This is a genomic window from Larkinella ripae (genome assembly GCF_054780775.1).
In genome coordinates, this window is the sequence record NZ_BAAGVR010000030.1 from 72,950 (window position 1) to 98,225 (window position 25,276).

General features: G+C 54.5%; 15 protein-coding genes. 8 read left to right on the forward strand and 7 right to left on the reverse strand.

The window, feature by feature from the left end; all coding sequences use genetic code 11:
• Window positions 1-291 precede the first annotated feature (291 nt).
• From argS to ACYVHX_RS26785, 5 genes are all read left to right on the forward strand, one after another.
• Complete coding sequence (gene argS, locus ACYVHX_RS26765) at window positions 292-2,070, forward strand: arginine--tRNA ligase (protein WP_460674779.1); 1,779 nt, start codon at window positions 292-294, stop codon at window positions 2,068-2,070.
• 16 nt (window positions 2,071-2,086) lie between these two features.
• Window positions 2,087-2,704 (forward strand): glutathione peroxidase, encoded by a 618-nt coding sequence (locus ACYVHX_RS26770; RefSeq protein WP_460674780.1) that lies wholly within the window; start codon window positions 2,087-2,089, stop codon window positions 2,702-2,704.
• Window positions 2,705-2,794: 90 nt separating this feature from the next.
• Window positions 2,795-3,691 carry a 1,4-dihydroxy-2-naphthoate polyprenyltransferase gene (locus ACYVHX_RS26775; RefSeq protein WP_460674781.1) on the forward strand — a complete coding sequence of 299 codons (897 nt, stop codon included), beginning with the start codon at window positions 2,795-2,797 and terminating at the stop codon, window positions 3,689-3,691.
• 18 nt (window positions 3,692-3,709) lie between these two features.
• Window positions 3,710-4,420, forward strand: a complete 711-nt coding sequence (locus tag ACYVHX_RS26780; protein WP_460674782.1) for an aspartate/glutamate racemase family protein — start codon at window positions 3,710-3,712, stop codon at window positions 4,418-4,420.
• Between the two features lie 319 nt (window positions 4,421-4,739).
• Complete coding sequence (locus tag ACYVHX_RS26785) at window positions 4,740-7,742, forward strand: glycoside hydrolase family 9 protein (protein ID WP_460674783.1); 3,003 nt, start codon at window positions 4,740-4,742, stop codon at window positions 7,740-7,742.
• Between the two features lie 83 nt (window positions 7,743-7,825).
• On the opposite strand, the gene ileS is transcribed toward ACYVHX_RS26785, so the two are convergent.
• Complete coding sequence (gene ileS / locus ACYVHX_RS26790; protein WP_460674784.1) at window positions 7,826-11,308, reverse strand: isoleucine--tRNA ligase; 3,483 nt, start codon at window positions 11,306-11,308, stop codon at window positions 7,826-7,828.
• Between the two features lie 306 nt (window positions 11,309-11,614).
• Between ileS and ACYVHX_RS26795 the strand changes: the two genes are divergently transcribed.
• Both ACYVHX_RS26795 and ACYVHX_RS26800 read left to right on the forward strand, forming a co-directional pair.
• A complete protein-coding gene (locus ACYVHX_RS26795; RefSeq protein WP_460674785.1) occupies window positions 11,615-12,070 on the forward strand; it encodes a hypothetical protein in 456 nt (151 codons plus the stop codon).
• 12 nt (window positions 12,071-12,082) lie between these two features.
• Window positions 12,083-12,568 (forward strand): hypothetical protein, encoded by a 486-nt coding sequence (locus tag ACYVHX_RS26800; protein ID WP_460674786.1) that lies wholly within the window; start codon window positions 12,083-12,085, stop codon window positions 12,566-12,568.
• Between the two features lie 27 nt (window positions 12,569-12,595).
• Here the strand turns inward: ACYVHX_RS26800 and ACYVHX_RS26805 are convergent, their stop codons facing one another.
• The 6 genes from ACYVHX_RS26805 to ACYVHX_RS26830 form a co-directional block, all read right to left on the reverse strand.
• Entirely contained in the window at window positions 12,596-13,660 is a 1,065-nt protein-coding gene (locus ACYVHX_RS26805) for a sialidase family protein (RefSeq protein WP_460674787.1), read from the reverse strand.
• A gap of 155 nt (window positions 13,661-13,815) precedes the next feature.
• Window positions 13,816-15,726 carry a CocE/NonD family hydrolase gene (locus ACYVHX_RS26810; RefSeq protein ID WP_460674788.1) on the reverse strand — a complete coding sequence of 637 codons (1,911 nt, stop codon included), beginning with the start codon at window positions 15,724-15,726 and terminating at the stop codon, window positions 13,816-13,818.
• A 17-nt stretch (window positions 15,727-15,743) separates the two neighbouring features.
• Window positions 15,744-17,375 carry an alpha/beta hydrolase-fold protein gene (locus ACYVHX_RS26815; protein ID WP_460674789.1) on the reverse strand — a complete coding sequence of 544 codons (1,632 nt, stop codon included), beginning with the start codon at window positions 17,373-17,375 and terminating at the stop codon, window positions 15,744-15,746.
• Window positions 17,376-17,394: 19 nt separating this feature from the next.
• Entirely contained in the window at window positions 17,395-18,777 is a 1,383-nt protein-coding gene (locus ACYVHX_RS26820; protein ID WP_460674790.1) for a RagB/SusD family nutrient uptake outer membrane protein, read from the reverse strand.
• An 86-nt stretch (window positions 18,778-18,863) separates the two neighbouring features.
• Entirely contained in the window at window positions 18,864-21,896 is a 3,033-nt protein-coding gene (locus ACYVHX_RS26825; protein ID WP_460674791.1) for a SusC/RagA family TonB-linked outer membrane protein, read from the reverse strand.
• A 365-nt stretch (window positions 21,897-22,261) separates the two neighbouring features.
• The gene (locus tag ACYVHX_RS26830; RefSeq protein ID WP_460674792.1) at window positions 22,262-22,864 is read right to left on the reverse strand and encodes a DUF6134 family protein; all 603 of its coding nucleotides are present in this window, start codon (window positions 22,862-22,864) and stop codon (window positions 22,262-22,264) included.
• A gap of 53 nt (window positions 22,865-22,917) precedes the next feature.
• Here ACYVHX_RS26830 and ACYVHX_RS26835 point away from each other — a divergent pair, with 53 nt between their 5' ends.
• Complete coding sequence (locus tag ACYVHX_RS26835) at window positions 22,918-25,272, forward strand: beta-N-acetylhexosaminidase (protein ID WP_460674793.1); 2,355 nt, start codon at window positions 22,918-22,920, stop codon at window positions 25,270-25,272.
• Window positions 25,273-25,276 lie beyond the last annotated feature (4 nt).

Sequence of the window (25,276 nt, forward strand, 5' to 3'; positions counted from 1 at the left end):
ACGAAAGGATTAAAAGGCCGCACCTGACCCCATCATCCAGACGTAAAACCGGGTTAAAACGCTGGTGAAATCCACTTATTTTTTATTTTCTGGAAAAGAAACGGGGAAAACCGCCCGACAATCCGGTGAAGAAGCTTTTTTCCTGTAGTTTTGCACGTACGAACCGCCCTGTTTTTTAAGCCGGTTCCATCGGTTCTTTCCGCGGCTGGTTAAAGGCTAATTGATTGTGGATCAAAGTGTAGTCACGTTTTAAGAATCGACGATAAACCCGTCAACACGTTATTTTATTGAATGGATATTCAGGCACAACTCAAACAGGCCATTTCGGCAGCGATCCAGTCGCTGTATGAGACACCTGTTGAAACCGTATTACTACAACCGACCAAAAAAGAATTTGAAGGTCTGTATACCTTCGTCACCTTTCCGCTGACTAAAACCACCCGAAAACCGCCCGTCGAAATTGGGCAGGCCATCGGAAACTACCTGCAGGAAAATACGAACCTGATCAGCAAATTCAATGTCGTTCAGGGTTTTTTGAACCTCAGCATTGCCGATGCGGTCTGGATCGGGGAGTTGAACGACATTCTGGCGAATCCGGCGCTGGGCCAGCTGCCGGCCCGTAACGAATCGGTGATGGTGGAATTTTCGTCGCCCAACACCAACAAACCGCTGCACCTAGGCCATTTGCGCAACAATTTTCTGGGCGATTCGGTCAGCCGGATTCTGAAGGCCAACGGCTACGAGGTCGTGAAAGCCTGTCTGGTCAACGACCGCGGTATTCACATCTGCAAGTCGATGCTGGCGTATCAGGAATTTGGCAACGGCGAAACGCCCGAATCGACGGGCATGAAAGGCGACCACCTGATCGGAAAGTATTACGTCTGGTTTGACAAAGCCTACAAGCAGCAAATTGAAGAGTTGATTGAGGAAGGAATGGCAAAAGACGAGGCCGAGAAGAAAGCCCCGTTGCTGCTCAAAGTGCAGGAAATGCTGCGGAAATGGGAGCAGGGTGATCCAGAAACGGTGGCGCTCTGGGAACAGATGAACAGCTGGGTGTACGCCGGTTTTGCCGAAACGTATTTCCAGATTGGCGTCAGTTTCGATAAAACCTACTACGAATCAAAGACTTATCTGCTGGGCAAAGACGTGATTGAAGACGGGTTGCAGCAGAACGTTTTTTACCGCAAAAGCGACGGTTCGATCTGGATCGATCTGGCCGACGAAGGGCTCGATCAGAAGCTGGTGCTGCGCTCGGACGGCACGTCGGTGTACATCACGCAGGATTTGGGCACCACTGACCTGAAGTTTGAGGACTTCCCGATCCGTCGCGGCATCTGGGTGGTGGGCAACGAGCAGGATTACCACTTTGCGGTTTTGTTTGCTATTCTGCGCCGGTTGGGACGCCCGTACGCCGATGGCTTGTTTCACCTGTCGTACGGGATGGTCGATTTGCCCAGCGGGAGGATGAAATCGCGCGAGGGCACCGTGGTTGATGCCGACGATCTGATCGGCGAGATGGTGGAAACCGCCCGCAACCGAACCCGCGAACTGGGTAAAATTGATGATTTTGAAAGCGAAGAGGCCAGCCAACTGTACCACATGCTGGCGATGGGCGCGCTGAAATACTATTTGCTGAAAGTTGATCCGAAAAAACGGATGACTTTTAATCCGGAAGAGTCCATTGATTTTCAGGGTCATACGGGACCTTTTGTGCAGTATACACACGCCCGGATCTGCTCGGTTTTGCGGAAAGCAGACCAATTGGGCGTTCATCTGGACGCTGCAATAAATCCGGTCGAACTGGCTGATAGTGAGCAACAATTGGTATATTTGCTCACGCAGTTTGTGCAGCGGATCACGGAAGCGGGCACGGATTATGCGCCTTCGTACCTGGGCCAGTATGCCTTCGAGTTAGCCAAGGCCTACAACCAGTTTTACGGGGAGCTGTCGATCCTGTCGGAGCCGGATGCGGACAAATTGAGATTTCGGGTGGCGCTATCGAAAGCCGTGGCGGAAACTATCCGGAAATCAATGGAGTTATTAGGAATTGAAGTGCCAACCAAAATGTAACCTTTTCCCGATTTATATGAAAAAGCTGCTTCTTTTAGGAACTGTTGGTGTTGTGGCTATAACCTTATCCAGCTTTATGTCCGTCAAAACCGTCTTTACTTTTCTGTTGAGTGACAAACGGGAAGTGGCCACCCGTCCGGCATCGGCGGCTGCTCCCACCAAATCGCTGTACGATTTTACCGTCAATTCCATCGAAGGAAAAACCATCCCCCTGAAGCAATACCGGGGCAAAAAAGTGGTGATTCTGAACACGGCTTCCAAGTGCGGTTTTACAAAACAGTTTGCCGATTGGGAAACGTTCTATAAAGAACACGGCGACAAAGTGGTGGTGCTGGGCTTTCCGTCCAACAACTTCAAAAGCCAGGACCCCGGCTCGAATGCTGAAATTGCCGAATTCTGCAAAAAGAATTACGGTGTGTCGTTCCCGATGTTTGAGAAAGTTGACGTGATCGGTGATAGCCAGGCTCCGCTGTACAAGTGGCTGTCGGACAAGTCGGCAAACGGCTGGAACGACAAAGTGCCCACCTGGAATTTCTGCAAATACGTGATCAACGAAAAAGGCGAGTTAACCAACTTTTTCGCTTCCAAAGTTTTACCAACCGACGACGAGTTTAAGAAATCCGTTGGCATTTAAGGTCATGATGAACGAGAAATGATGAGTGATGAATTGTTGAAAAGATAATTGCGTCATTCATCGTTTCTCGTTTTTCATTCATCATTTTTTATGAAGAGTTGGCTTGCGGCCGCCCGGCCGCGTACGTTACCGCTGGCGTTGGCCAGCATTATTCTGGGGAGTTTTCTGGCTTCTTCAGCCGGCCGGTTTAGCTGGAAAATCTGCATTCTGGCGTCCCTCACCACTATTTTTCTGCAAATCCTTTCCAATTTTGCCAACGATTACGGCGATGCGGTTTCGGGCAAAGACACCGCCGAGCGCGTTGGCCCCCGCCGGGCCGTGGCAACGGGGATGATTACCAAAGAAGCCATGCTGCGCGGGATCATTGTGACGGCAGTGCTGGCCCTGCTTTCGGGCGTCTGGCTGCTGGTCGAATCCCTGCAAGGGGCGTCGGCGCAGGTCTTCTGGATCTTTCTGGGCCTGGGATTTTTGTGCATCGGGGCTGCCATTGCCTACACCAACGGCAAACGTCCGTACGGGTACAGCGGGTTTGGCGACATTGCCGTCCTGCTTTTCTTCGGCTGGGTCGGGGTACTGGGCACCTATTTTCTGCACACGCAGTCGTTTGATCCGATTCTGTTGCTGCCAGCCACCAGCGTGGGTTTTCTGGCAACGGGCGTCCTGAATATCAACAACATCCGGGATATTGAAACCGATGCCAAAACCGGGAAGCACTCCATTCCGGTGCGGCTGGGCCGGGCGCGCGCCATTCGCTACCACTGGCTGCTGCTGCTGGGGGGCATGTTGTGTGCGGTTTTTTACACGCTGGCGATCGGCTATAACTGGCTGAGCTGGTTGTATTTGCTGGCTTTTCCGCTGTTCGTGCTGAACGGTCGGGCCGTTGCCAATCACCAAAAACCGGGTGAGCTGAACCCGCGCCTGGGCCAACTGGCCCTATCGACGCTGCTGTTTGTGGTGTTGTGGGGGGTTGCACTGGTCAATCACTGACCGCTTCTCCACTGAAAAATGAAAACCATTGGCATCATCGGCGGCATGACCTGGGAAAGCTCGGCTGCCTACTACCGCATTATCAACCAGGAAGTTGGCCGGCGGCTGGGCGGTAACTACTCGGCGAAGCTGGTGTTGTCGAGTGCAAATTTTGAAGAATTTGATCAGTGGCAGCGTGCCGGCGACTGGCCAGCGATCGAAACCGCCGTCGATGACATGGCACAGAGCCTCGTCCGGGCCGGGGCCGACTGCGTGGTCATTGCCTGCAACACCCAGCATGAAGTGGCCGATCCGGTGGCGGAGCGCCTGTCGGTGCCGCTGATTCACATTGCCGATGTGACGGCGGCAGCGATTCAACAAGCCGGTTTTCGGAAAGTGGGCCTGCTCGGAACCCGTTACACGATGGAACGCCAGTTCATTCGCGGTCGTCTCAGCGAGCGGTTTGGGATTCATGTAATCTTGCCCGACGAAACCGATCAGGGGTATATCCACCAGAAAATTTACACCGAATTCAGCAAAGGCATTTTCGACGACAGGACGCGGGAAGGCTTTGTCTCGATCATTGAAAAGCTGGCGGCACAAGGAGCCGAAGGCGTTATTCTGGGCTGTACCGAAATCCCGTTACTGGTGCAGGCCGAGCACACTCCCGTTCCCCTGTTCGACACGACAACGCTTCACGCGCTGGCGGCTGTCGATTTTAGTCTGGCACCCCTTCCGGTGGCCGGATAAACATATTTCAAAACAATCTTTTCAGGACGGTGTTTAATCGGAGAAGATGGTGGATGAAGTGGAGAACGGAACGCGGAGAAGCATTCACCATCTTTTTCTTTTTCACGCCTTTGTAAATCACTAATTATCAGACGGTGGCATTGTTATTGCATAGACTTAAAGGCCTATCCTTTAACACACTGTCTGTATGGAATACGGTTTTACAAGTCAAGAGAAACTAACCGGCTGGTTTCGGTGGTTATTTTTTTGCACCTTCATTTTCGCTTGCTCAGGCGTTGTTTTCCCGGTAAAAGGCCAAACAATTTCCAAGCAAATCATTGTGGATCAGTTTGGTTGGCGTACAAATTCTAAAAAAATTATTATTTTCGCCGACCCCATTACCGGACAGAACGGCAGCGTTAGCTACACACCAGGGGCCCAGTTTCAGGTCCGGAAAAAGTCGGATAACAGCCTTGTTTTCACCGGCAATGTGGTGGCCTGGAATGCCGGAAGTACCCACGGCGACTCCGGTGATAAAGTTTGGCACGGCGATTTCTCGACCGTAACCACCCCCGGGACCTATTACATCGTCGATCCGACCAAAAATCTGCGGTCCTACGAGTTTGAAATCAAAAATGACGTCTACACGCCTTTGTTAAAAACGTCGGTCAAAACCTTCTACTACCAGCGCAGTGGCACGGCCATTCCGGCTACGCACGGCGGCAATTGGAACCATCCGGCGGCTCATGGTCAGGATGCGAATGCGCTGCTTTTCACCAGTTCGGCCCAGGCCGGAACCGCCCGGAACGTGACCGGCGGCTGGTACGACGCGGGCGATTATAACAAGTACATTCCCTTTCTGGCGGGCACGCTCTGGGATCTGCTGGTGGCCTATGAACTTCGGCCGACGGTTTTTCCCGACAACACGAACATCCCGGAATCGGGCAATGGCGTTCCGGACGTACTCGACGAACTGAAGTGGGAGCTGGACTGGATGCTGAAAATGCAGCAGAGCAACGGGGGCGTCAATAACCGGGTGGCGGTTACGAGTTACGACAACGGCACCGACAGCCCGGCAACGGATACGCAGGCCCGCTATTACACCAGCGTCACCACCTGGGCGACGGCCACGTTTGCGGCTCTGGTGGCCCATGCCGCCCGGACATACCAGACGATCAATCCGACCTATGCCAACACCCTCCGGACGGCGGCCGAACGAGCCTGGACGTACCTGGAAGCGAATGCGTCGATGAGTCCGGCTTCGGGAACGGATGGCGCGTCGATGGCCGCAGCCGATGCCGGAGCCAATGCCAATGCCGACCGGCGCCTGCGGATTTACGCGGCCGCCGAACTGTTTCGCACCACCGGAACCGGCAAGTACAAAACGTATTTTGAAACCCATTACAAAGATGTCAACGGAACCAGCGAGAACGGTTTTCAGCCCTTCTCAAACGGTCACCTGGACGCATCGCTGTGCTGGGATCTGAACCGCGCCTATTTCGTTTATTGCCAGACGCCCAACGCCACGCCCGCCGTGGTGGCCGAATTGAAAAGCCGGTTTTTGAATGTCATGGACTGGTTTATCGAGCCGTATTACACCAGCAAAAACGACCCCTATCTGGGCTTCATGTGGAGCGGCCATTATTCGTGGGGTTCCAATCAGGCCAAGATGAAGTGGGCGCAGCTGGCTATTCTGGCGGCTGAGCTGGGCGTCAATTCGGCCAAAACCGCCTTGTACAAAACCATTGCGGAAGAGTATTTGCACTACATCCACGGCCGCAATCCGCTGTCGTGGGTCTATCTGAGCAACATGGGTGCGAAAGGAGCGAATCTGGGTGGCGACAACAGTGTGATGGAAATCTACCACAGTTGGTACCGCGACGGGTCGGCGAAATACGACGGTGCCACTTCCCAGTTTGGTCCGGCGCCGGGTTTTGTGGCCGGTGGTCCGAACCAGTTTTATGCCGGTACGGCAACACCCCCCAAAGGCGAGCCACCCATGAAAGCCTACCGCGACTGGAACACGGTTTATCCGGATGCGTCGTGGGAGGTTACCGAACCCGCCATTTATTACCAGGCTGCCTATACCTTCGTGGTGGCTTATTTTTCCGAGAACGGCGGAACGACCCCACCCCCCACGGTTACGGCTTCGAGCAACAGCCCGGTTTGTGTCGGACAAACGCTGACTTTAACCGCGTCGAACGGTGGAACGGGGGCGACCTATTTCTGGCGTGGTCCCAACAATTTTACGGCTACTACGCAAAATCCGGTTCTTGCCAGTGTCGGCATCACCGCAGCCGGTTCGTATTCCCTGACGGTTTCCTCCGCCGGTAGTACGTCGCAAACCGCAACGACAACCGTAACCGTCAATCCCGTACCCACGGCGGTGGCCAGCAGCAACAGCCCGGTGGCCGCCGGACAAACGCTGAATCTGACGGCGGCCCAGGCCGGAACCGGTGCAACGTATACCTGGCGGGGGCCGAACGGTTTTACGGCCAATACCCAAAATGCGGCCATTGCGAATGTAAGCCCGGCGGCCAGCGGGTCCTATACCTTAACTGTCGGTTTGAATGCCTGCACCAAAACCGCCACCACTTCGGCGACCATAACCGGATCTTCGGCGATCACGAACCTGATTTACGAAGATGCGCTGCACAGCAACTGGGCGGATTGGTCGTGGAGCACCACCCGAAATTTCGGGGCAACAGCGCCGGTGCAGAGCGGCACAAAGTCGTTGTCGGTGAAATACGATGCGGGCTGGGCCGGTCTGTATCTGCACGCCAACACCCCGGTGAGTCTGGCGGGGCTGACCCATCTGAAATTCTGGATCCACGGCGGCACCAACACCAACCAGCAGATCCGGGTGATTCTGAACGGGGGCGGACCGTATTACACCGTCACCCTGACCGCGAACCAATGGAAGCTGGTTACCATTCCGCTTTCAACGTTCAACAGCCCGGCTACCCTGTCCGACATTTATTTTCAGGAAGCGACCGGCGGAGCCCGGCCCGCGTGTTATCTCGACAAAATCTACCTGGCCAGTTCGGCCAGTGCCCGCGAAGGGGTTTCGGCGGAACTTCCACTGACGGCCGACGTGCAGATTTTCCCGAATCCGGTTGATAACAGCCAATCGGCCGTGACCTTGCAGTTTGTAGGATTTGGCGAAAACGAAACCGTTCGGACCTCGTTGAATGACATTCGGGGCCGGGTTATTCAGGAGCAAACGTTCCGGTTAAGCGGTTCTGAAAAGCAGCTTCTCCTGCCCAAATTGGCGACAGGTTCGTACCTTATTCAGATTAATGGCGATGGAAAGCGGTTTACCCGAAAGCTGCTGGTGAAGTAATCCCCGTCAAACGAAAAACCGGGTTTCTGAACGCTGCTTTCTGCCTTTCAGATACCCGGTTTTTCGTTATTAAACAGGACGCGTTACGCGACGGCGACTTTCAACCGCAGCCGGAATTCATCCAGTTCGATTTCCGTTGCGTTGCCATTCAGGTCCGTCACCAGATCGAGCGAGAGTGCCTGCACTTCCTGGCAGATATAGTCTTTGTGCGTCTGGATGGCGGTGGTCAACACGCCGTTCGGCCCTTCGGTGGCCCCTTCTTCCAGTTCGATCCGAATCTTGTCGGTTACGTCAAAATTCTGGTCTTTGCGCAGGTTCTGGATGCGGTTGATGAAATCGCGGGCGATGCCTTCCTGCCGCAGTTCGGGCGTGATGGTCACGTCCAGCGCCACCGTCAACCCGTTCTGACTCGCCACAATCCAGCCCGGCACATCCTCCGTCCGAATCTCCACGTCGGCCAGCGTAATCTCACCGATCGCCAGTTGCATGCTTCCGGCGGCTTCCAGCTTCCGGATATCGTCCTCGTTCATGGTGTTGATCGTCGTGGCCACGTCTTTCATCATCGGCCCGAATTTTGGCCCGAGCGTCTTGAAGTTCGGTTTGATTTTCTTCTTCAGAATGCCGGACGCATCGTCGATAAACTCCACGGCTTTCACGTTCACCTCCGACTGGATAATTGGCGAAACGTGCTCGATTTGCCGGCGCGTGGTTTCGTTCAAAACCGGGACCAAGACTTTCGTCAGCGGCTGGCGCACCTTGATTTTATGGCCTTTCCGTAGCGAGTGAACCAGCGAACAAATATCCTGACCCAACTGCATGGACGTTTCCAGGTCGCTGTCGATCAGAGCGGTTTCGGCTTTCGGGAACGACGTCAAGTGAACCGACAGGTCTTTTTCTTTCGTCAGGTTGCGATACAGCCAGTCGGCGAAGAACGGCGCGATGGGCGACATCAGTTTTGAAACCGTTGTCAGGCACTCGTGCAGCGTTTCGTAAGCCGCCTGTTTGTCTTCCGCCGAACTGCCCTGCGCCGAGCCGGTCCAGAAGCGCCGACGCGACAACCGCACGTACCAGTTCGACAACTGATCGTTGACGAAATCCTGGATGGCCCGGCCCGCTTTCGTGGGGTTGTAGTTTTCGAACTGCAGATCCACTTCCTGCACCAGCGACTGCAGTTTCGACAGAATCCAGCGGTCGAGTTCCGGGCGTTGGTCAACGGGAACGGTCCGTACGCCATCGAAATCAACCTGGTCAAGGTTGGCGTAGAGCGCGAAGAACGAATAGGTGTTGTAGAGCGTTCCGAAAAACCGGCGCTGCACCTCGGCAATGCCGTCGAGGTTAAATTTCAGGTTGTCCCAGGGCTCGGCGTTGGTGATCATGTACCAGCGCGTCGCGTCGGCGCCGTAGGTTTCCAGCGTCGTAAACGGATCGACGGCGTTGCCCAGTCGCTTCGACATTTTGTTGCCGTTTTTGTCGAGTACCAAACCGGTCGAAACCACATTTTTGAACGCTACCGACGCATCGGTTTTTCCGTCCAGCGTACCGAGCATACCCGAAATGGCGTGGAGCGTGAAAAACCAGCCGCGCGTTTGGTCAACGCCTTCCGAAATAAAATCCGCCGGATAGGCTTTGTCAAAAATGTCTTTGTTCTCGAACGGATAATGCCACTGCGCGTAGGGCATGGCCCCCGAATCAAACCAGACGTCGATCAGATCCGGTTCGCGTTGCAGCACTTTGCCGGAGTCGGAAACGAGGTATAATTCATCCACATAGGGCCGGTGCAGGTCGTAATTGCCCGACGCCAGTTTTTGCAGATAGGCTTCATTTTTGGCTTTTTGCTCCGCCGACAATACGCCCGACGTAACGGCCTTTTCAACCCCGGTTTTCAGCTCGGCTACGGAGCCAATGCAAACTTCTTCGCCGGTTTCATTGCGCCAGATGGGCAGGGGCGTTCCCCAAAACCGGCTGCGGCTCAGGTTCCAGTCGACCAGGTTTTCGAGCCAGTTGCCAAACCGTCCGGTTCCGGTGCTTTCGGGATTCCAGTTGATGGTTTTGTTCAACTCCACCAGCTTGTCTTTTACCGCCGTCGTGCGGATAAACCAGCTATCGAGGGGGTAATACAAAACCGGTTTATCGGTCCGCCAGCAGTGCGGATAGGGGTGTTCGTACTTTTCAACGTGGAAGGCTTTTCCTTCGGCTTTCAGCTTGATGGCAATCAGCACATCGGTTGGCTTGAATTCCGGAGCGTCCTGCTCCTCGTCCGAGTAATACTGTTCTTTCACGTACCGGCCGCCGAACTCACCGATTTCCTTGACAAACCGGCCCTGTTTATCGACAATCGGCACTTCCTTGCCGTTTTCATCCTTCACCATGATGGCCGGGATGCCGTTTTGCTGGGCAACCCGGAAGTCATCCGCCCCAAAGGTCGGGGAGGTGTGCACCACGCCCGTACCGTCTTCGGTCGTCACGAAATCGCCGAGGATCACGCGGAACGCGGGCGTTTCAGGCGTCACGTAGGGGAGAAGCTGTTCGTATTCAATACCAGCCAGCTCCGCACCTTTGAATTCGCTCACGATGCTCCACGGCAGCAGTTTTTTATCCGAAGCCGCATAACCGGCAAAATCAGCATCCTGAGGGTCCGGTCGTTCGGCCTTCTCGTTGAACCAGCGGCCCACCAGGGCTTTGGCCAGGACGACGTGCACGGGTTCGTGCGTGTACGGATTGAAGGTCTTTACCAGCACATAGTCGATGTCTTTCCCCACCGTCAGCGCCGAGTTGGCGGGCAGCGTCCAGGGCGTGGTCGTCCAGGCCAGGATGTAAGTAGAAGGAGGAAGGGAGCCGGGCCGACGTTCGGAGAGGAGAGGGGAAGAAGGGAAACCCGTTTCTCCAGTATTCCCTTCCTCCCTTCCTTTCACCTTAAACATGGCGACAATCGTCGTATCCTTCACGTCCTTGTACGTGCCGGGCATGTTCAGCTCGTGCGACGACAGGCCCGTGCCGGCTTTGGGCGAATAGGGCTGGATGGTGTATCCTTTATAAAGCAAACCCTTCGTGTACAAGGCCTTGAGCAGGTACCAGATGGATTCGATGTATTCGGTATGGTAGGTGACGTACGGACTGTCGAGATCGACCCAGTAGCCCATTTTTTCGGTCAGGTCGTTCCACATATCCGTGAATTTCATCACGGCTTCGCGGCATTTCTGGTTGTATTCTTCGATGCTGATACCGCCTTCCGACGCGGGTTTGCCGATGTGGTCTTTGGTGATGCCGAGTTCTTTTTCGACCTGTAATTCAATGGGTAAGCCGTGCGTATCCCAGCCGCCTTTCCGCTTCACCTGAAAACCCTGGAGCGTTTTATACCGGCAGAAAATATCCTTGATCGACCGCGCCATGACGTGGTGAATACCCGGTTTTCCGTTGGCCGACGGCGGTCCTTCGTAAAACGTAAACGTGGGCTGGCCTTCGCGCGTCTCAACCGATTGTTCGAAGACGCGATTGGCTTTCCAGAACGCTAAAATATCGCTGGTAACCTGCGCGTAGTTCAGGTTTTTGAATTCTTTGTAACTCACGGTATTGCTGGATTTGAAATCAGGTGCAAAGATACGGAAAATTGAGCGGAACGCACGGTTAGCCGCTGAAGACTCCCAAAACCGGCCGGTTTTACGGATGCAGGACGGGCGACCGCTGGCGGAGCGAATCCGGTAATTTATCGGACTTTTCGTTTTTTTGTAACTTATTCGTAAATTGGTATTAAAATTGTTCAATTCAATTAGGAAACGACACGGAGATCGCCCCGGTGTTCATTGTAAAACGGACAGAATAGAGTTGGCGGTTCCGGTGGTTAATTCAGATTTGTTGAACTAATACTGTATGGCATGAATGAATTGGAGCGATCAGCAGGAAATGCTTCCCAATGGCACCTCCGCACCCCTACTGATCAACGGGCTTTATACGATCGATTCGGCGCAATGGCCTACGGGGTAATTTTGCAAATACTACCCCAGACGAACCTGGCGCAGGAGGCACTGATCGATGTTTTTACGTCGTCGCAGTTGCCGTCCTTCTTGAATACGTCGGGCAGCAGTCCCGCTATTGCCATTATTAAGCTGGCCCGCTTGAAAGCGCTTGAGCTGAAAGCAAAAACCAGGGAATGGAATGCCGCCATTGCCGAACCAATATCGTCGTCGGGTGGTTATTCTCCAGAGTACATTTTTGATTTATCCTTCCGTCAGGGCTTTTCGTTTAAAGCCATTTCGGACCAGTTTGGATTATCAAAACCGGAGATTTTAAAAGCCGTTCGGGATTTCATTCATCTGTATCGTCGATCGTAATTACGCAGAAAGTTGGATATTCATCATTACATACAGAGTGGGGTTTTAGAAACCTATTTGTTGGGACTGGCTTCGGAGGAGGAAGAGCAGGAAGTCCAGCAAATGAAAGTACTCTATCCGGAAGTATCCTCGGCTTTAAACGAGCTTGAAATTCAGGTTGAACAGTATTGCCTGGACAGTGCGGTTCCTCCACCGCCGGGCACCTGGGAGCTGATACAGGCCCGCACGACCCGCAAAGAGATCAAGAAGCATGATCTGAAGGATCAGGACTGGCAGAAAAAGGCCGCGCCAAAGTCCGATAAACCGGATTACCTGGAAGTGGAAGTCAGTGATTCCTTTATCCGGGTCCACAAACTCTGGCGGGTGGCTTTTCTGGTGGTCTTTGTGTTGTCTAAAATATTTCTGGTCGCCGGTTTGTATTATTACTTCAAAGCCGATAGCCAGCAGCAGGAGATTGAACGGCTCAAATCCACCATTCAGCAGCAGGCTCCCCGCTGATTTTCCCTTATTTTTTGGAAGAACGGGTTATGGATTCGTCCATAGCCCGTTTTTTATTGCCGTCACCTTCAGTTTGGCAGGATCAACGACGACGTATTTGATTTTTTTGCGGTGGTGCGTGTAGGTGATGTGCACCAGCCCGTCGCGGGTCTGAATTACGGCCGGGTACGAAAATTCACCGCCGGGTTCATTCTCGAGCACCGCGGCTGCCTGCCAAGTTTTGCCATCGGGCGAAACCGCCACGTTCAGCGGAGAGCGCCCTTTCGGCGTGTGATTATACACCAGCAACTGCCGCCCGTCGCGGAGCGTTACGGCATCCGTCCCGGAGTTGGGATTCGGCAGTTCCGTTGCCTTCAGGGCCGACCAGGTCTTTCCGTTATCGTCCGACCAGGCTTCCAGGATCGCCTTGTTTTTGCTGCGACAAAGCAGTTGCAGCTTTCCGCCCGGATGAAACAGCACACTCGGCTGAATGGCACCGAACTCTTTGCCGTCGTTGAGCGCCGGAGTTTTCTGCCAGGTTTTGCCGCCGTCGCCGGAGCTTTCCATGTGCAGGCGCCAGCCGTTGTCTTCGCTGCTGGATGGACTGAGCAAGGTTCCGGACGCCAGCAAAACCGGTTTGTTTTTGATGGGTCCCACAATGTCGTCGGGCAGCCGCTCCGGTTTCGACCAGGTTTTGCCGCCATCGGACGAAGCCATTTTCATGCCCCACCAGGTCGACGGACTCGGACCGACTTTATAAAACAGCAGCAACGGCCCTTTGGGCATCTGAAACAAAACCGGGTTCCAGGTGGGGTGCCGCGTGCCGTCCGGCTGAACGCCGTTGGCTACTTCGACGGGCCGGGTCCAGCCCTGTTTTCCGCGCTGACTGACCCAGATTCCAACGTCGGGATGCTTCTCGTGCGTGCCGCCAAACCAGGCCGCAACAATCCCGTCGGAGGTTTCGGCCAGCGTGGAAGCATGGCAGGACGGGAACGGCGCCTGCTCGTAAATGAATTCGGACTTGACAACGCCGTCGGTTTGCTGGGCCGATACAAAACCGGGTAGCAGGCTCAGAAGGAGAGCAGTGAAGGTGTTTTTCACGGAAAACGCCATTTATTTTAGGTTTAGGGTTGAAAACCAAAAATATAGGTTTTGACTCCAGAAAAAAAGACGTTTGTATTTTACCAGCCGGGGTTTGAACCGTGAACCAATAAAAAAGCCGTCAGAAGTTTCCTCCTAACGGCCCGTTGTTTGGCAATTATGCCCCTCTAAATTCCTTTATTCAGCACCCGTACCTTGACGTGTGAGGGGTTTTTGTTGGAAAAATAAACCCGTTGCGTGGCTTTCTGGAAGTCGGATTCCGTGGCGTCGTAGATGTTCATGAATTTCTGCGGATTGCGGTCCACCAGCGGAAACCAGGAACTCTGCACCTGTACCATCATTTTGTGACCTTTTTTGAAGGTGTGAGCCGCGTCCTGCATATCGAACTTCACCTCAGCCACTTCACCCGGTTTCAGCGGCTCCGGTTTGGAGAAGCTGTTCCGAAACTTGGCGCGCATCACTTCACCCCGCACCATCAACTGAAAACCGGCCATCTTTGTCGTCGGAATCGGGCTGGTCGCTTTGGAGGTATCGGGGTATACATCGATCAGTTTCACCACAAAATCCGCATCGGTTCCCGTCGTTGAGACAAACAGATTCGCCATCACATTGCCCGTGATGGTCAGATCGTCGGTCAACGGTTCTGATTCGTACACCAGCACATCCGGGCGGGCGGCTGCAAACCGCTGGTCTTCATACATAAAGTCACTCCCCCGGAGAATCTGAATACCGTTGCTGTACGGAACCGGTTTTTTGGGATCGCTTAAATATTCATCAAACACCGGTTCGGTTTCCTTGGGCGCATCAAACGACAGCTTGCCGTTGGCGTGCAGGTAAATGCTCCGTTCCTCCGACTCCTTGGGCGGCCACTGGCTGTATTGTTTCCATTCATTGGCACCCGTCAGGAAAATCGACGCATCCGGCAGGTGCGGGTCGGGGCTGTCTTTCAGGTAATGATTGAAAAACGGCAGTTCGATTTTTTCCCGGTAATGGGGGGCGGTTTTTGATCCGAACCTGATATTGCCGAGCACGTCGCCGTTGCTGCGCGCCCAGCCGCCGTGAATCCAGGGGCCCATCACCAGGATGTTTTTGGCCTTTGGATTCTGGCTCTCGATACCCGCGTAGGTTTTCAGCGGGCCGTACAGGTCTTCCTGATCGAACCAGCCGCCGACCGTCATCACCGCCGGTTTGATGTTTTTCAGGTGCGGCACGGGCGTCCGGGCCTGCCAGAATTCATCGTAATTCGGGTGGTCGATCATCTCCTGCCAGATCTTGTTCTCGCCCTTGAAATACTTCGCGTTCACGTTCGACAACGGCCCGGCGTTCAGGTAAAATTTGTACCCATCCGGCGTGCCGAACTCGTTAAACCGGGGGCCACTTTTGCTGGTCGGAACCGGCCGGGGCTGGCCGTACGACGACAGAAAGGCGAAGGTGCCCATCAGGAAAAACGCGCCATTGTGGTGCCGGTCGTCGCCCATGTACCAGTCGGTGACGGGGGCCTGGGGAGAAACCGCCTTGAGGGCGGGGTGGGCGTCGATGGCCGTCATGGTGGTGTAAAAACCGGGTGCTGAAATGCCCCAGGTTCCCACCCGTCCGTTGTTATTGGCAATATTTTTGATCAGCCAGTCGATCGAATCGTACGTGTCCGAGCTTTCGTCCACGTCGGTTTTTTTCTTCTTGTTAGGGTTGTGCGGTCGAACGGCAACAAACTCGCCCTCCGACATCCAGCGCCCGCGAACATCCTGATACACAAAAATATAGCCGTCTTTCGCAAACGCCATCGAAGGGCCCAGCGACGTTTTATATTTGTCTTCACCGTAGGGAGCGACGCTATAGGGTGTGCGGTCGAACATGATCGGGTACTTCTGCGCGGTGTTTTTCGGCACGTAAATCGACGTAAACAGCTTCACGCCGTCGCGCATCGGCACCATTCGCTCCATCTTGGTGTAATTCTGGACGATGTACAGCGAATCGGCTTTGTTGACCAACGGCTGCGCCAGGAGCGGACGGGCCAAAACCGTCCCGACGGCCAGCAGCATGAGCTGGCGAACGGACGGTATTTTCAGGCTGATTTTCATAGCATTGGGTTTGTTGACTAGTTGGCTTTACGCGTCGCGGTTTTCGACGGAGCCATCTTTTTGATGTGCGCGTCCATGATCTTGAGCAGTTCTCCGTTGGAATACGGCCGCCAGCTATGCCCACCCCGGTCGCCGTAGGTGAACGAACCGCCGTAGGCCGGATTGGTGGTTTTGCTCAAAAACTCCTCAACTTTGTAAACCCCAAAGTTAAGGAAGAAATCGTCCATCCGTCCGCAGATTACGTTCAGTTTGCCCACCAGCTTCGGGCCAACCGTCGCCCAGTTTTTTTCCAGGTAATGCCGCAAATCGTAATGCTCTTTCCAATACTGGGCCACGCTGGGATCGATCACGCCGGTTTTTTTATCAAACAGCGGTTTAAAATAACCATCGGCACCCACCGGCCCGAACACCGAACTCCAGACGTCGAGCTGACCACCCGACCGGCCTTTGGTGCCGTTGACCAGTTCCATCAGGTTGCGCTGCTCCGACGTGAGCCGGGTTTCGCCCGTGGCCGGAATGCGGGTGTTGGGCGTCGGGACTTTATACCACTCGTATTCCTTGTAAAACGCGTTTTTATCCTTGTAAATATCGATGCCTTCCACGTTCCAGAAGTCGAGCGGATCGGGCGCAAATGACCAGGTGCCGCCGTAAAAATCCGGGTACCAGACTTGCAAAGCAAACGACTCCCAGCCACCGGTGGACCCGCCGGTCAGCAAGCGGGCATAGCCCTCGCGGATGCAGCGAAACTTCTTTTCAATTTCCGGAATCAGTTCTTCGTGAATCGCATCCCCGAATGGGCCGTTGTTGGCCGAGTTAACGGCGTAGGAATCATCGAAGTAGGGTGAGGGATGTTGCAGCGTGACGGCAATAAACCGGGGGCCGTCGCTGGCCGTCCAGTCCTTGTAAAATTCGTTGCCGGGATTTTCGGCAAACCGGAACGGGGGCGCCGTCGAGAAGTGCCCCTGCTGATAAACCGTCGGATACATCCGGCCCGGTTCGTCGTCGTAGCCTTTCGGCAGCAAAATCGTCGCGCCGATAAAAATCGGATGGCCCCAGAATTTGCTCAGCTTTTCGCTTTGAATTTTGATGTGCTTCACCCATTTGGTGTCCGCCGGAACTGAAATCGGCGGAATCACCTTCGTTACTTCCAGCCTGACTGTCTCGCTTTTTGCCGGATCAATCGTGATCTTCTGAACGGCGCTGTACACATTGCCCGGTGAGCGCGTCCACTGCTGACCTTCCCACTGATCCATGTGCATCCAGACGGTGTGGCCGTCCGAGCGCTTGAATTCGGTGTATTTATTCAAAACCGCCTGCACAAAATACTCGCCTTTGGGCACATCTTTCAGGGCGTTGATCGGATAGCCCAGCGTCGCTCCGTCGATGGTGACGGTTTTTCCGGGGGCCAGTTTTTCAAAATCGGCACCCCAGAATTGCGTCCCGTAGCGTCCCACCTGCAAACGCGGCTCGGTGCTGTCTTTCCGGCTGATAATCAGAAACATCCGGCCCGTGAGCGGACTGGCACTGATCGAAGCGGGGAACGAAATCTCGAACTTCTGGTTGGTCTGGGAAAAACCGCCTAACGAACTCAGAACGGCCAGGACGAGCAGGAGCCTGCGGGATAATCGGGTAAACGATACGTGTTTCATACGGTTTTGGGGTTCGGATTTACTGCGGATTTTTAGCGTCCCATTGTACTTCGGCAAACGGCCGGATCAACTGGTCATATACCTTGTGAGTGGCCTGGTCGTTAGGCAGTTGCGCCAACCGTCCGTACCGGCGCATGTCGAACCAGCGGTGGCCTTCGTAAAACAGCGAATACCGGCGTTGGTTCAGCAATTCGTCGATCAGGGCATTTTTGTCGTTGACGATACCCGGTTTTGCCGACGCCAGTTCTTTCAGACCCGCGGCCACCCGAACTTTATTCAGGGCGGTCACGGCTTCGGCCAGTTTGCCGGTTTGAAGCATCGATTCGGCGTACATCAGCACCAGTTCTTCGTTCCGGATGATCGAAATGGGCAGGGTGCTGGTGGGGTACAAGGACACATCGTATTCGCCAATAATTCCGTTGAGCGCCCGCGCCGAGGTCCGCTTCGTCACTTTTCTGGCCACCCGCGCATCGCCCGCTTCAGCCTGCGAAATAAACAAGGGCTGAGCCACAACAGGCGAAGCCGTGGTGTTCATTTGCTGGAATTGCGGGTTCGTCACATCCCCCGACGTGGTTGAATACGTGAAGTTCGGGCCAATCGTTAACGCGCCGTTGAGGTCAAAAAACGAATCGGTGAGCAGCGGCAGCATCCCGGTCCAGTCCTGCTGGTACATGGCGGTGCGGGCCGCCAGCGCCCGGTTGAATTTCCGGTAGGTCGCGGGAGTGTTAAAACCGGCGTAACCGCTCGTCATCGTAAAACCAAACGCCGGGCCGCCCGCAGCCAGTTGCGTCGCGCCTTCGTCCAGCAACCGCCGGATTTCGGCTAAACCTTCCTCGTACGTAACAAACGGCCCCGGTTTTAAAAGATCGCCCGGACTGTACAGGTCGGTGTAGGTGATCCGAATCCCGTTTTTATACTGCATGTTGAGCATATTCAACATCGTGTAGGCTTCCACGGTGTTGACGAATCCGCGAATGCCCTGCTTTTCGGCGTCGGTCAGCGCACCGGGGGCGGAGTTTTCGGCGGCTATTTTGAAAAATTCGGCCCGGCGACGGGTTTGGGCGAAGTCGGCATAATACCCGTTGAAGAGGGTCGTAGCGCTGAAACCGCCGTTGGTCGTACCCAGCAATTCGGTGGTCCAGGTCAGCTCCGTTGACGCCAGGTTGTAAATCTCCCGGCCAATGGAACCGGATACCAGCACCAGATTGGAACGGCCGTTGCGCATGGCCGACTGAATGCCGATGCCCAACTGATTGATCTGGATCCGCGACGCATTGGTCAGGATCGATTCAAGCGCCGGGTTGTTGGGGTCAATGGTATCCTCAACCTCGAAAAAGCGGCAGGACGGCATAAAAAAGGCGAGTCCGGCCAGCAGAACCATATGTTTTAAAGAGAATTTCATGATCAGTAAAGTTGGAGTTACGAAATACTGCTTATCCGTTCAGGAGATAAAAACCCGCGGAGGGAAATCCTTCCGGTGACGGCTTTTTAGAAATCCACCGCCAGGTGGAAGAACAGGCGTTTGCTGTTCGGGAAGGCCGCGTTATCGACACTCGCGCCCACCGATTGATTGCCGAAGTTGGACACTTCCGGATCGTAGCCCTGATACTGGGTCCAGATCAGCGGATTCTGGGCCGACGCACCCACGCGGATGTTGGACACCACGTTGGCGAACGCTTTGGTCAGCAGGGTTTTGGGCAGCGTGTAGTAGAGCGAAACCTCCCGCAACCGCACGTAGCTGGCATCCTGAATGAATTCCCGGGCCGTTACGTTGGGGTTGGCCGGAAGCCGGGCGCGGCCGTTGGGCAATCCCACATTCCCGTACAGATTGTCAACCTGGCTCCAGTCCACCGTCGTGCCGCCCGTATCTTTCTGTTTGGTGGTCAGGTTGGAGTTGAAATTGCCCTGGCTGGAGTGCAGCAGAAAGCCAAAATCGAAATGCTGGAAGATTTTAAACTGGTTGGAAAACGAAATCTGGTAGCGGGGCTGGGCATCTTCGTAACGGGTCGCCTGCGCTACGCCCTGCGCATCCACCACGTTCGGGGAGCCAAACCAGCGGGTCGGCGAGTCACCCAGGCGCAGTTGGTTCCGCCCGTAAATACTGAAACCGGAACCCACCGTGGTGTTCGGGATTTCCAGCCGTGTGATTTTGCTGCGGTTAAACCAGTATTGAACTGACGAAGTCCAGGTTAAATTGGCGAGTTCAACGGGGACAACATTCAACCCCAACTCGATACCCCGGTTTTGCAAATCGCCGACCGGGTAGGCATTGAACTGCGTAACCCCGGTTCCGGACGACAAAGTGTAGGGATTCAGCAGATTAAAAACCTGTTTGTCATAATAGGTAGCTTCCAGATTGACCCGGTTTTTGAACAGACCCAGATCGACGCCCCACTCCAGCTCCTGGGCGGTTTCGGGCTCAATTGTCGGGTTTCCGACGCTCGTGGGTACAAGCGATCCCAGCTGACCGTCGATGATGGTGGTTCCCAGGGACGTGAAAATATTGCCGTAAGCCGGAACGCCCCCGGTGCGCCCAAAGGCCCCGCGCAGTTTCAACTGGCTGATCGGGTCAAACGACCAGAAACCGAATTTGGCAATGTTAACGGCCAGCGAGGCCCGCGGAAAACCGTACCACTTCTGGTTGTCGCCGTTCAGACTCGACTTATCAAACCGGATGCCGAGCGTACCGATGATTTTGTCCTGGTAATTGGCTTCCTGCTGGGCCACCATCCCCACATCCTGCCACGATTGCCAGGTTTCGCTGAACGTCCGGACGCTGCCCGTGTTCGGATTTTTCTGTTTGGGCAGCAGGCCGTCCCCCTGAATCCAGCTAAAATCGTTGTCGGTCGTTAAGCGCACCGTTCCCACCTGGGAAGTCAGGTCGATTTTGCCGCCCGCCAGTTGCCAGTTGTAAATCAGAAAAGCCTGCAGGTTGGTATTGAAACTGCGGTTTTTCGAATAGCGGGAAGCACCGGGCGTCGCGCGGGTCAACTGCGACTGCAAATCTTCCGGAAAATATACTTCGGCTTCCGTATTGACATAATCCAAACCGCCCTGAATTGCCAGCTTCAGTGTACTGTTAGGCTTTTGCAGGAAGTAAATATTGCTGGTGAACGACTGAATAAACCGGTTGGTCATCTCGTCGTTGATCGTCCGTTCGGCGATGGCAATCGGGCTGTCGCCGGTGTAGCGCGAGAGCGGATATACCCCGTTAACCGGGAAAAGCTGGGCGTAATTGGGTGTGTAAGCCAGCGTGTAACCGATCGAAACGCCCCGGTTGTCGTTGCCGCTGAAACTCCGTTGCGCCCCCGTCCGCATGTAGTTCGAGCCAATCGAAAAGTCGATCCATTTCGCCAGTTTGTGGTCCACGTTCAGCCGGATGGACTTACGCTGAAAACCGGTTCCTTTCTGAATGCCGGTTTCGTCGTTCAGAGACGTTGCAAAGTAAAACTTGGTTTTGTCGTTTCCGCCGGAGACGCTCAGCCGGGTGTTGCTGATTTTACCGGTATTGCCGTAAATGTATTTTTCGTAATCGTAGATGTTGCCTTCGGCCGTGGCTTTCTGCCAGAGTTCGATTTCGGTTTTGCTCCCGCTGCCGGGCGTTCCGTTGCCGAAAACGTAGTCGAATTTATTTTGCCCCTCCGGCCCGATCGGGTCCAGGCTCCAGCCCTCCGAGCCCAGCAACCGAAGGGCTGACGAAAAACCGACGTCCTGCCCGAAGCTCACTTTCGTTTTCCCGGCTTTTCCTTTTTTAGTGGTAATGATGATGACCCCGGCATTGGCCCGCGTTCCGTAGATGGCGGCCGCACTGGGCCCTTTCAGAATTTCCATTGACTCAATGTCGGCGGGGTTGATGTCCGAAATCCGGTTGGGCGCCTGATCCTGGTTGGTTCCGGCCCCACTGAACGAGCCAGAACCGGCGCCGGTAGCGAACTGTGAGTTGTTAACGAACACGCCGTCAACGACATACAGCGGTTCGGAGCTTCCGTTGATGGACGAAATACCGCGCAGTTTGACGGAAATACCACCGCCGGGAGCTCCGCTGTTCTGCACGATGTTGGCGCCGACAATTTTTCCGCTCATGGCGGCATCCAGCGTAACCGGGCGGGTTTTGCCCACCAGTTCGTCGGCCGTGATCCGGGAGACGGCGTTGGCGGCATTGCTTCGTTTGACGCTCGTGGCTAAACCTGATACGATGACTTCGTCGAGACTTTGCGTGGCTTCCTTCATCGTGATGTTGACGGTATTGGAGGCCGTGGGAACCGGCGCTTCCTGCGTCAGAAAACCGATGTACGAGAAAACCAGGGTTTTCGTACCCGCCGGCGCTAATAACGAGAAGTTGCCGTCGGCATCCGTAACACTGCCTTTCGAAGAACCTTTTGCGAGGATGTTGACCCCGGGCAGGGGAGCCCCGTCGGCCGCACTGGTGATTTTTCCGGAGAGGGTGCGGTCCTGAGCCCATACCTGACCAAGGCTGCCGACAACCGTCCAGACAAGCAATAATGCATAAATTTGTTTCATGGTTTACGTTAGGTTAATAATCAAATTACAGGTAAACGGGCGTTGAGTAAGAGCAAGATAGTTCCAGGCACTCCCCGGCCGGTGAGGCTGTTCAACGATTTAAGAAAGGAGTTTTGAGGCAGCAAACCGGAACGTTTGCCGGAGATGACTTAAGCCTGGTGGTTTTGTCGGTAGTCAGTACTGATGCTGCAATAATAGGCACTTATTGGATAATAGCAAATATAATTTTGACATTATTGAAAATTTCAAAATATAACCTAAATTATTGCTGATTTTTCGGAATCGAGTGTAGAAACTTTCCGGGGTTTATTTGGAATATTTTGCAGAAAGCCAATTAGCCAGTAGAATAAAGGGGAAAAGGTGAATTAGTCCACTAAGCGGATAACAAAATTCTTGAACGGATTCTTTTTGACGATCTTGATCAGTTTCCCCTTTTCGTAAAAATACTCGTCTTCCCGGTTGTCGATCCGGATGCGGTAACTGCCTTTTTTGGTGGGTTCAATGGTGGCATAATCGCCGAAATATTCCGCGAAAATCCGGGTGCGTCCCACGGGTTCTTCGAAATACAACCGCATGGCGGTAAACTCAATGGGGCTTGTTTCAACGGCTTTTCGTTCGTACTTGTACTGCTTCACGTTGATGTCGTAATGGTCTTTTTGCCAGACAACATCCGACTGGTAGTTGCCCCGGTTCGTCGTCGCGTCAATGTCCGACCGCAACAGCTGGCGATTGGCCGGGTCGAAGCGGGACACGGTTTTGTAGGAGATTTTTATCTTTCCGAAGAACCAGAATTCAACGTCGCTGATCTGATCATACACCACCGCTGTCGGGCTGCTGATCTGCGCAACCGTCATATCTCCAATGCTGAAGCCGGCAATTTCGATCTCGTATTTCTGGGTAATGGTCTGGCCGCAGCACCGCGTACAAGTCAAAATCAGGACGCTAATAATCAGGAAGGCTTGTAGCACGTTCGAATCGGTTTTCTGTACTTTTGGTTACAAAAACTCAACTATACCTGTTCATGTTTAAAATCGTCGGCCTGTGGCTGGGTTTGCTGCTTCCTTTTTCCGGCTGGGGCCAGTCGAAAAATGCGTATCCCATTGTTCCAAAACCCGCTAAAATTGAGGCTCGTCAGGGGCGGTTTCAGTTCGACAAGGCAACGGTCATCCGGATTCCGGCGGGAAATGCCGAGTTGAAAACGATGGCCGACCAGTTTGCCCGCCAGCTTCAGGCCGCCAGCGGGTTGACCCTCCGGATTCAGGATGCTGGAATAACGAGTCCGGGTGGGCATTTATTCTCCTTCCAGACCGTTGACGACCCCAAGCTGGGTCCGGAAGGCTACCGGCTCGATATTACATCCAGCACACTCGCCCTGGAGGCAACCACCTCCGCCGGTTTTTTCTACGGCCTTCAATCGCTGTACCAGCTGTTGCCGCCCGAACTATTGAAGGCAAGCCGGGTGACGGCGCCGGTTAACTGGTCGGTTCCGGCTGGCCGGATTGAGGACCAACCGCGTTTCAGGTACCGGGGCTTGCACCTCGATGTTGCCCGGCATTTCTTTCCGGTTTCGTTCATCAAAAAATACATCGATCTGCTCGCGCTGCACAAATTCAATACCTTCCACTGGCACCTGACCGACGATCAGGGCTGGCGGATCGAGATTAAAAAATACCCGAAACTCACCCAGGTGGGCGGCCAGCGCCGGGAAACCCTGTTGGGCCATTTCTACGAATCCGATCCCCAGGCGTTCGACGGACAGCCGTATGGCGGTTTTTATACCCAGGATGAGGTGCGGGAAGTGGTGCAGTACGCAAAATCCAAATATGTAACTATTATTCCTGAAATAGAAACACCAGGTCACGCCTTGGCGATTTTAGCGGCTTATCCCGAATTCGGCTGTTCGGCGGGCCCTTACGAAACCGCCACCAAATGGGGGATTTTCAGCGACATTTTATGCCCGTACGACAAAACGTTTCAGTTCCTGGAGGATGTGCTGACGGAAGTGATGAGCTTGCTCCCCGGCCCGTACATTCACATCGGCGGGGATGAATGCCCCAAAACCGCCTGGAAACAAAGTGCGTTTTGCCAGAATCTGATGAAGAAACTAAAACTGAAAAACGAAAATCAGTTACAAAGCTATTTTACGGCCCGCATCGACAAATTTGTGACGTCGAACGGGTGGAAAATCATCGGCTGGGACGAAATCATGGACGGGAGCGGCCCGCCCATTCAGGTGTCGGCGGCTGCAACGGTGATGAGCTGGCGGGGTACGGCGGGCGGGATCAAGGCGGCCCAGAAAGGCCACAACGTCATCATGACACCCGAAAATTTTGTGTATCTGGATCATTATCAGGGCGACCGGGCGCAGGAGCCGCTGGCGTTTGGTCGGTTGACACCCCTGGAAGAAACCTATTCGTATGACCCCGCTCCGGCGGACCTGCCCGCCGGGGTTCAGCAACGCATTCTGGGGATACAGGCCGGGGTCTGGACGGAATACCTGAAAACGCCTGAGCAGGTGGAATACATGGTCTGGCCGCGCGCGGCTGCGGTGGCCGAACTGGCCTGGACACCGCCCGAACAGAAAAACTGGGCGGATTTTACGCAGCGGCTTCCGGCCCTGCTCCGCCGGCTGGCTCACCTCAACACGGTTTATTCCCGCGCCTATTATGCCGTAAAAACCGCCGTGCAGCCCCAAGCGGATGGTCGCTTGCAGGTTACGCTCGAAACCCCGGAACCCACCGCCGAAATTCGCTATTCAACGGATGGCTCCATTCCGACGGCGCAGGCGGCCCCGTACCGCCAGCGCCTGCTTCTGGCGCAGTCGACGACCGTCAAAGCCGTTGCGGTGGTCAACGATACCGTCGTTGGCGACGTTCAATCGTGGACGTTTGGCATTTCGAAAGCAACCGGAAAAACCGTGCAACTGGCTACGGCGATCACAACACCCAAAGACGCGGAACCGTCGGTGCTGGTCGATGGACAGGTTGGAACTACCGTCGGTTATTTACAGGAAATGCAGGGCGTGGTCCGCATTAAAACCGCCGATCTGAACGCGATCGTTGATCTGACGACGCCCCAGGTCATTCAATCGGTAACCATCGGCCTGGTCAGAGCAACGGCCGGAAATATTTTGCTGCCGAAGGCGGTGGAGGTGGCAGTTTCGGACGATGGGCAAACCTTCCGGGCCGTTAAAACCGTAACGCTTGATCCGACGGAGCGGGGAAAACAGGCTATTATCCGTCCGACCCTCACGTTTGAACCGGTGGTGGGTCGGTTTGTGCGGATAATAGCCCGAAATGTTGGCAAAGTGCCCGCCGGGATGCCCAAAGCCGGACAGGTGGCCTGGGTGGCGGCTGACGAAATTACGGTGGAGTAAAACC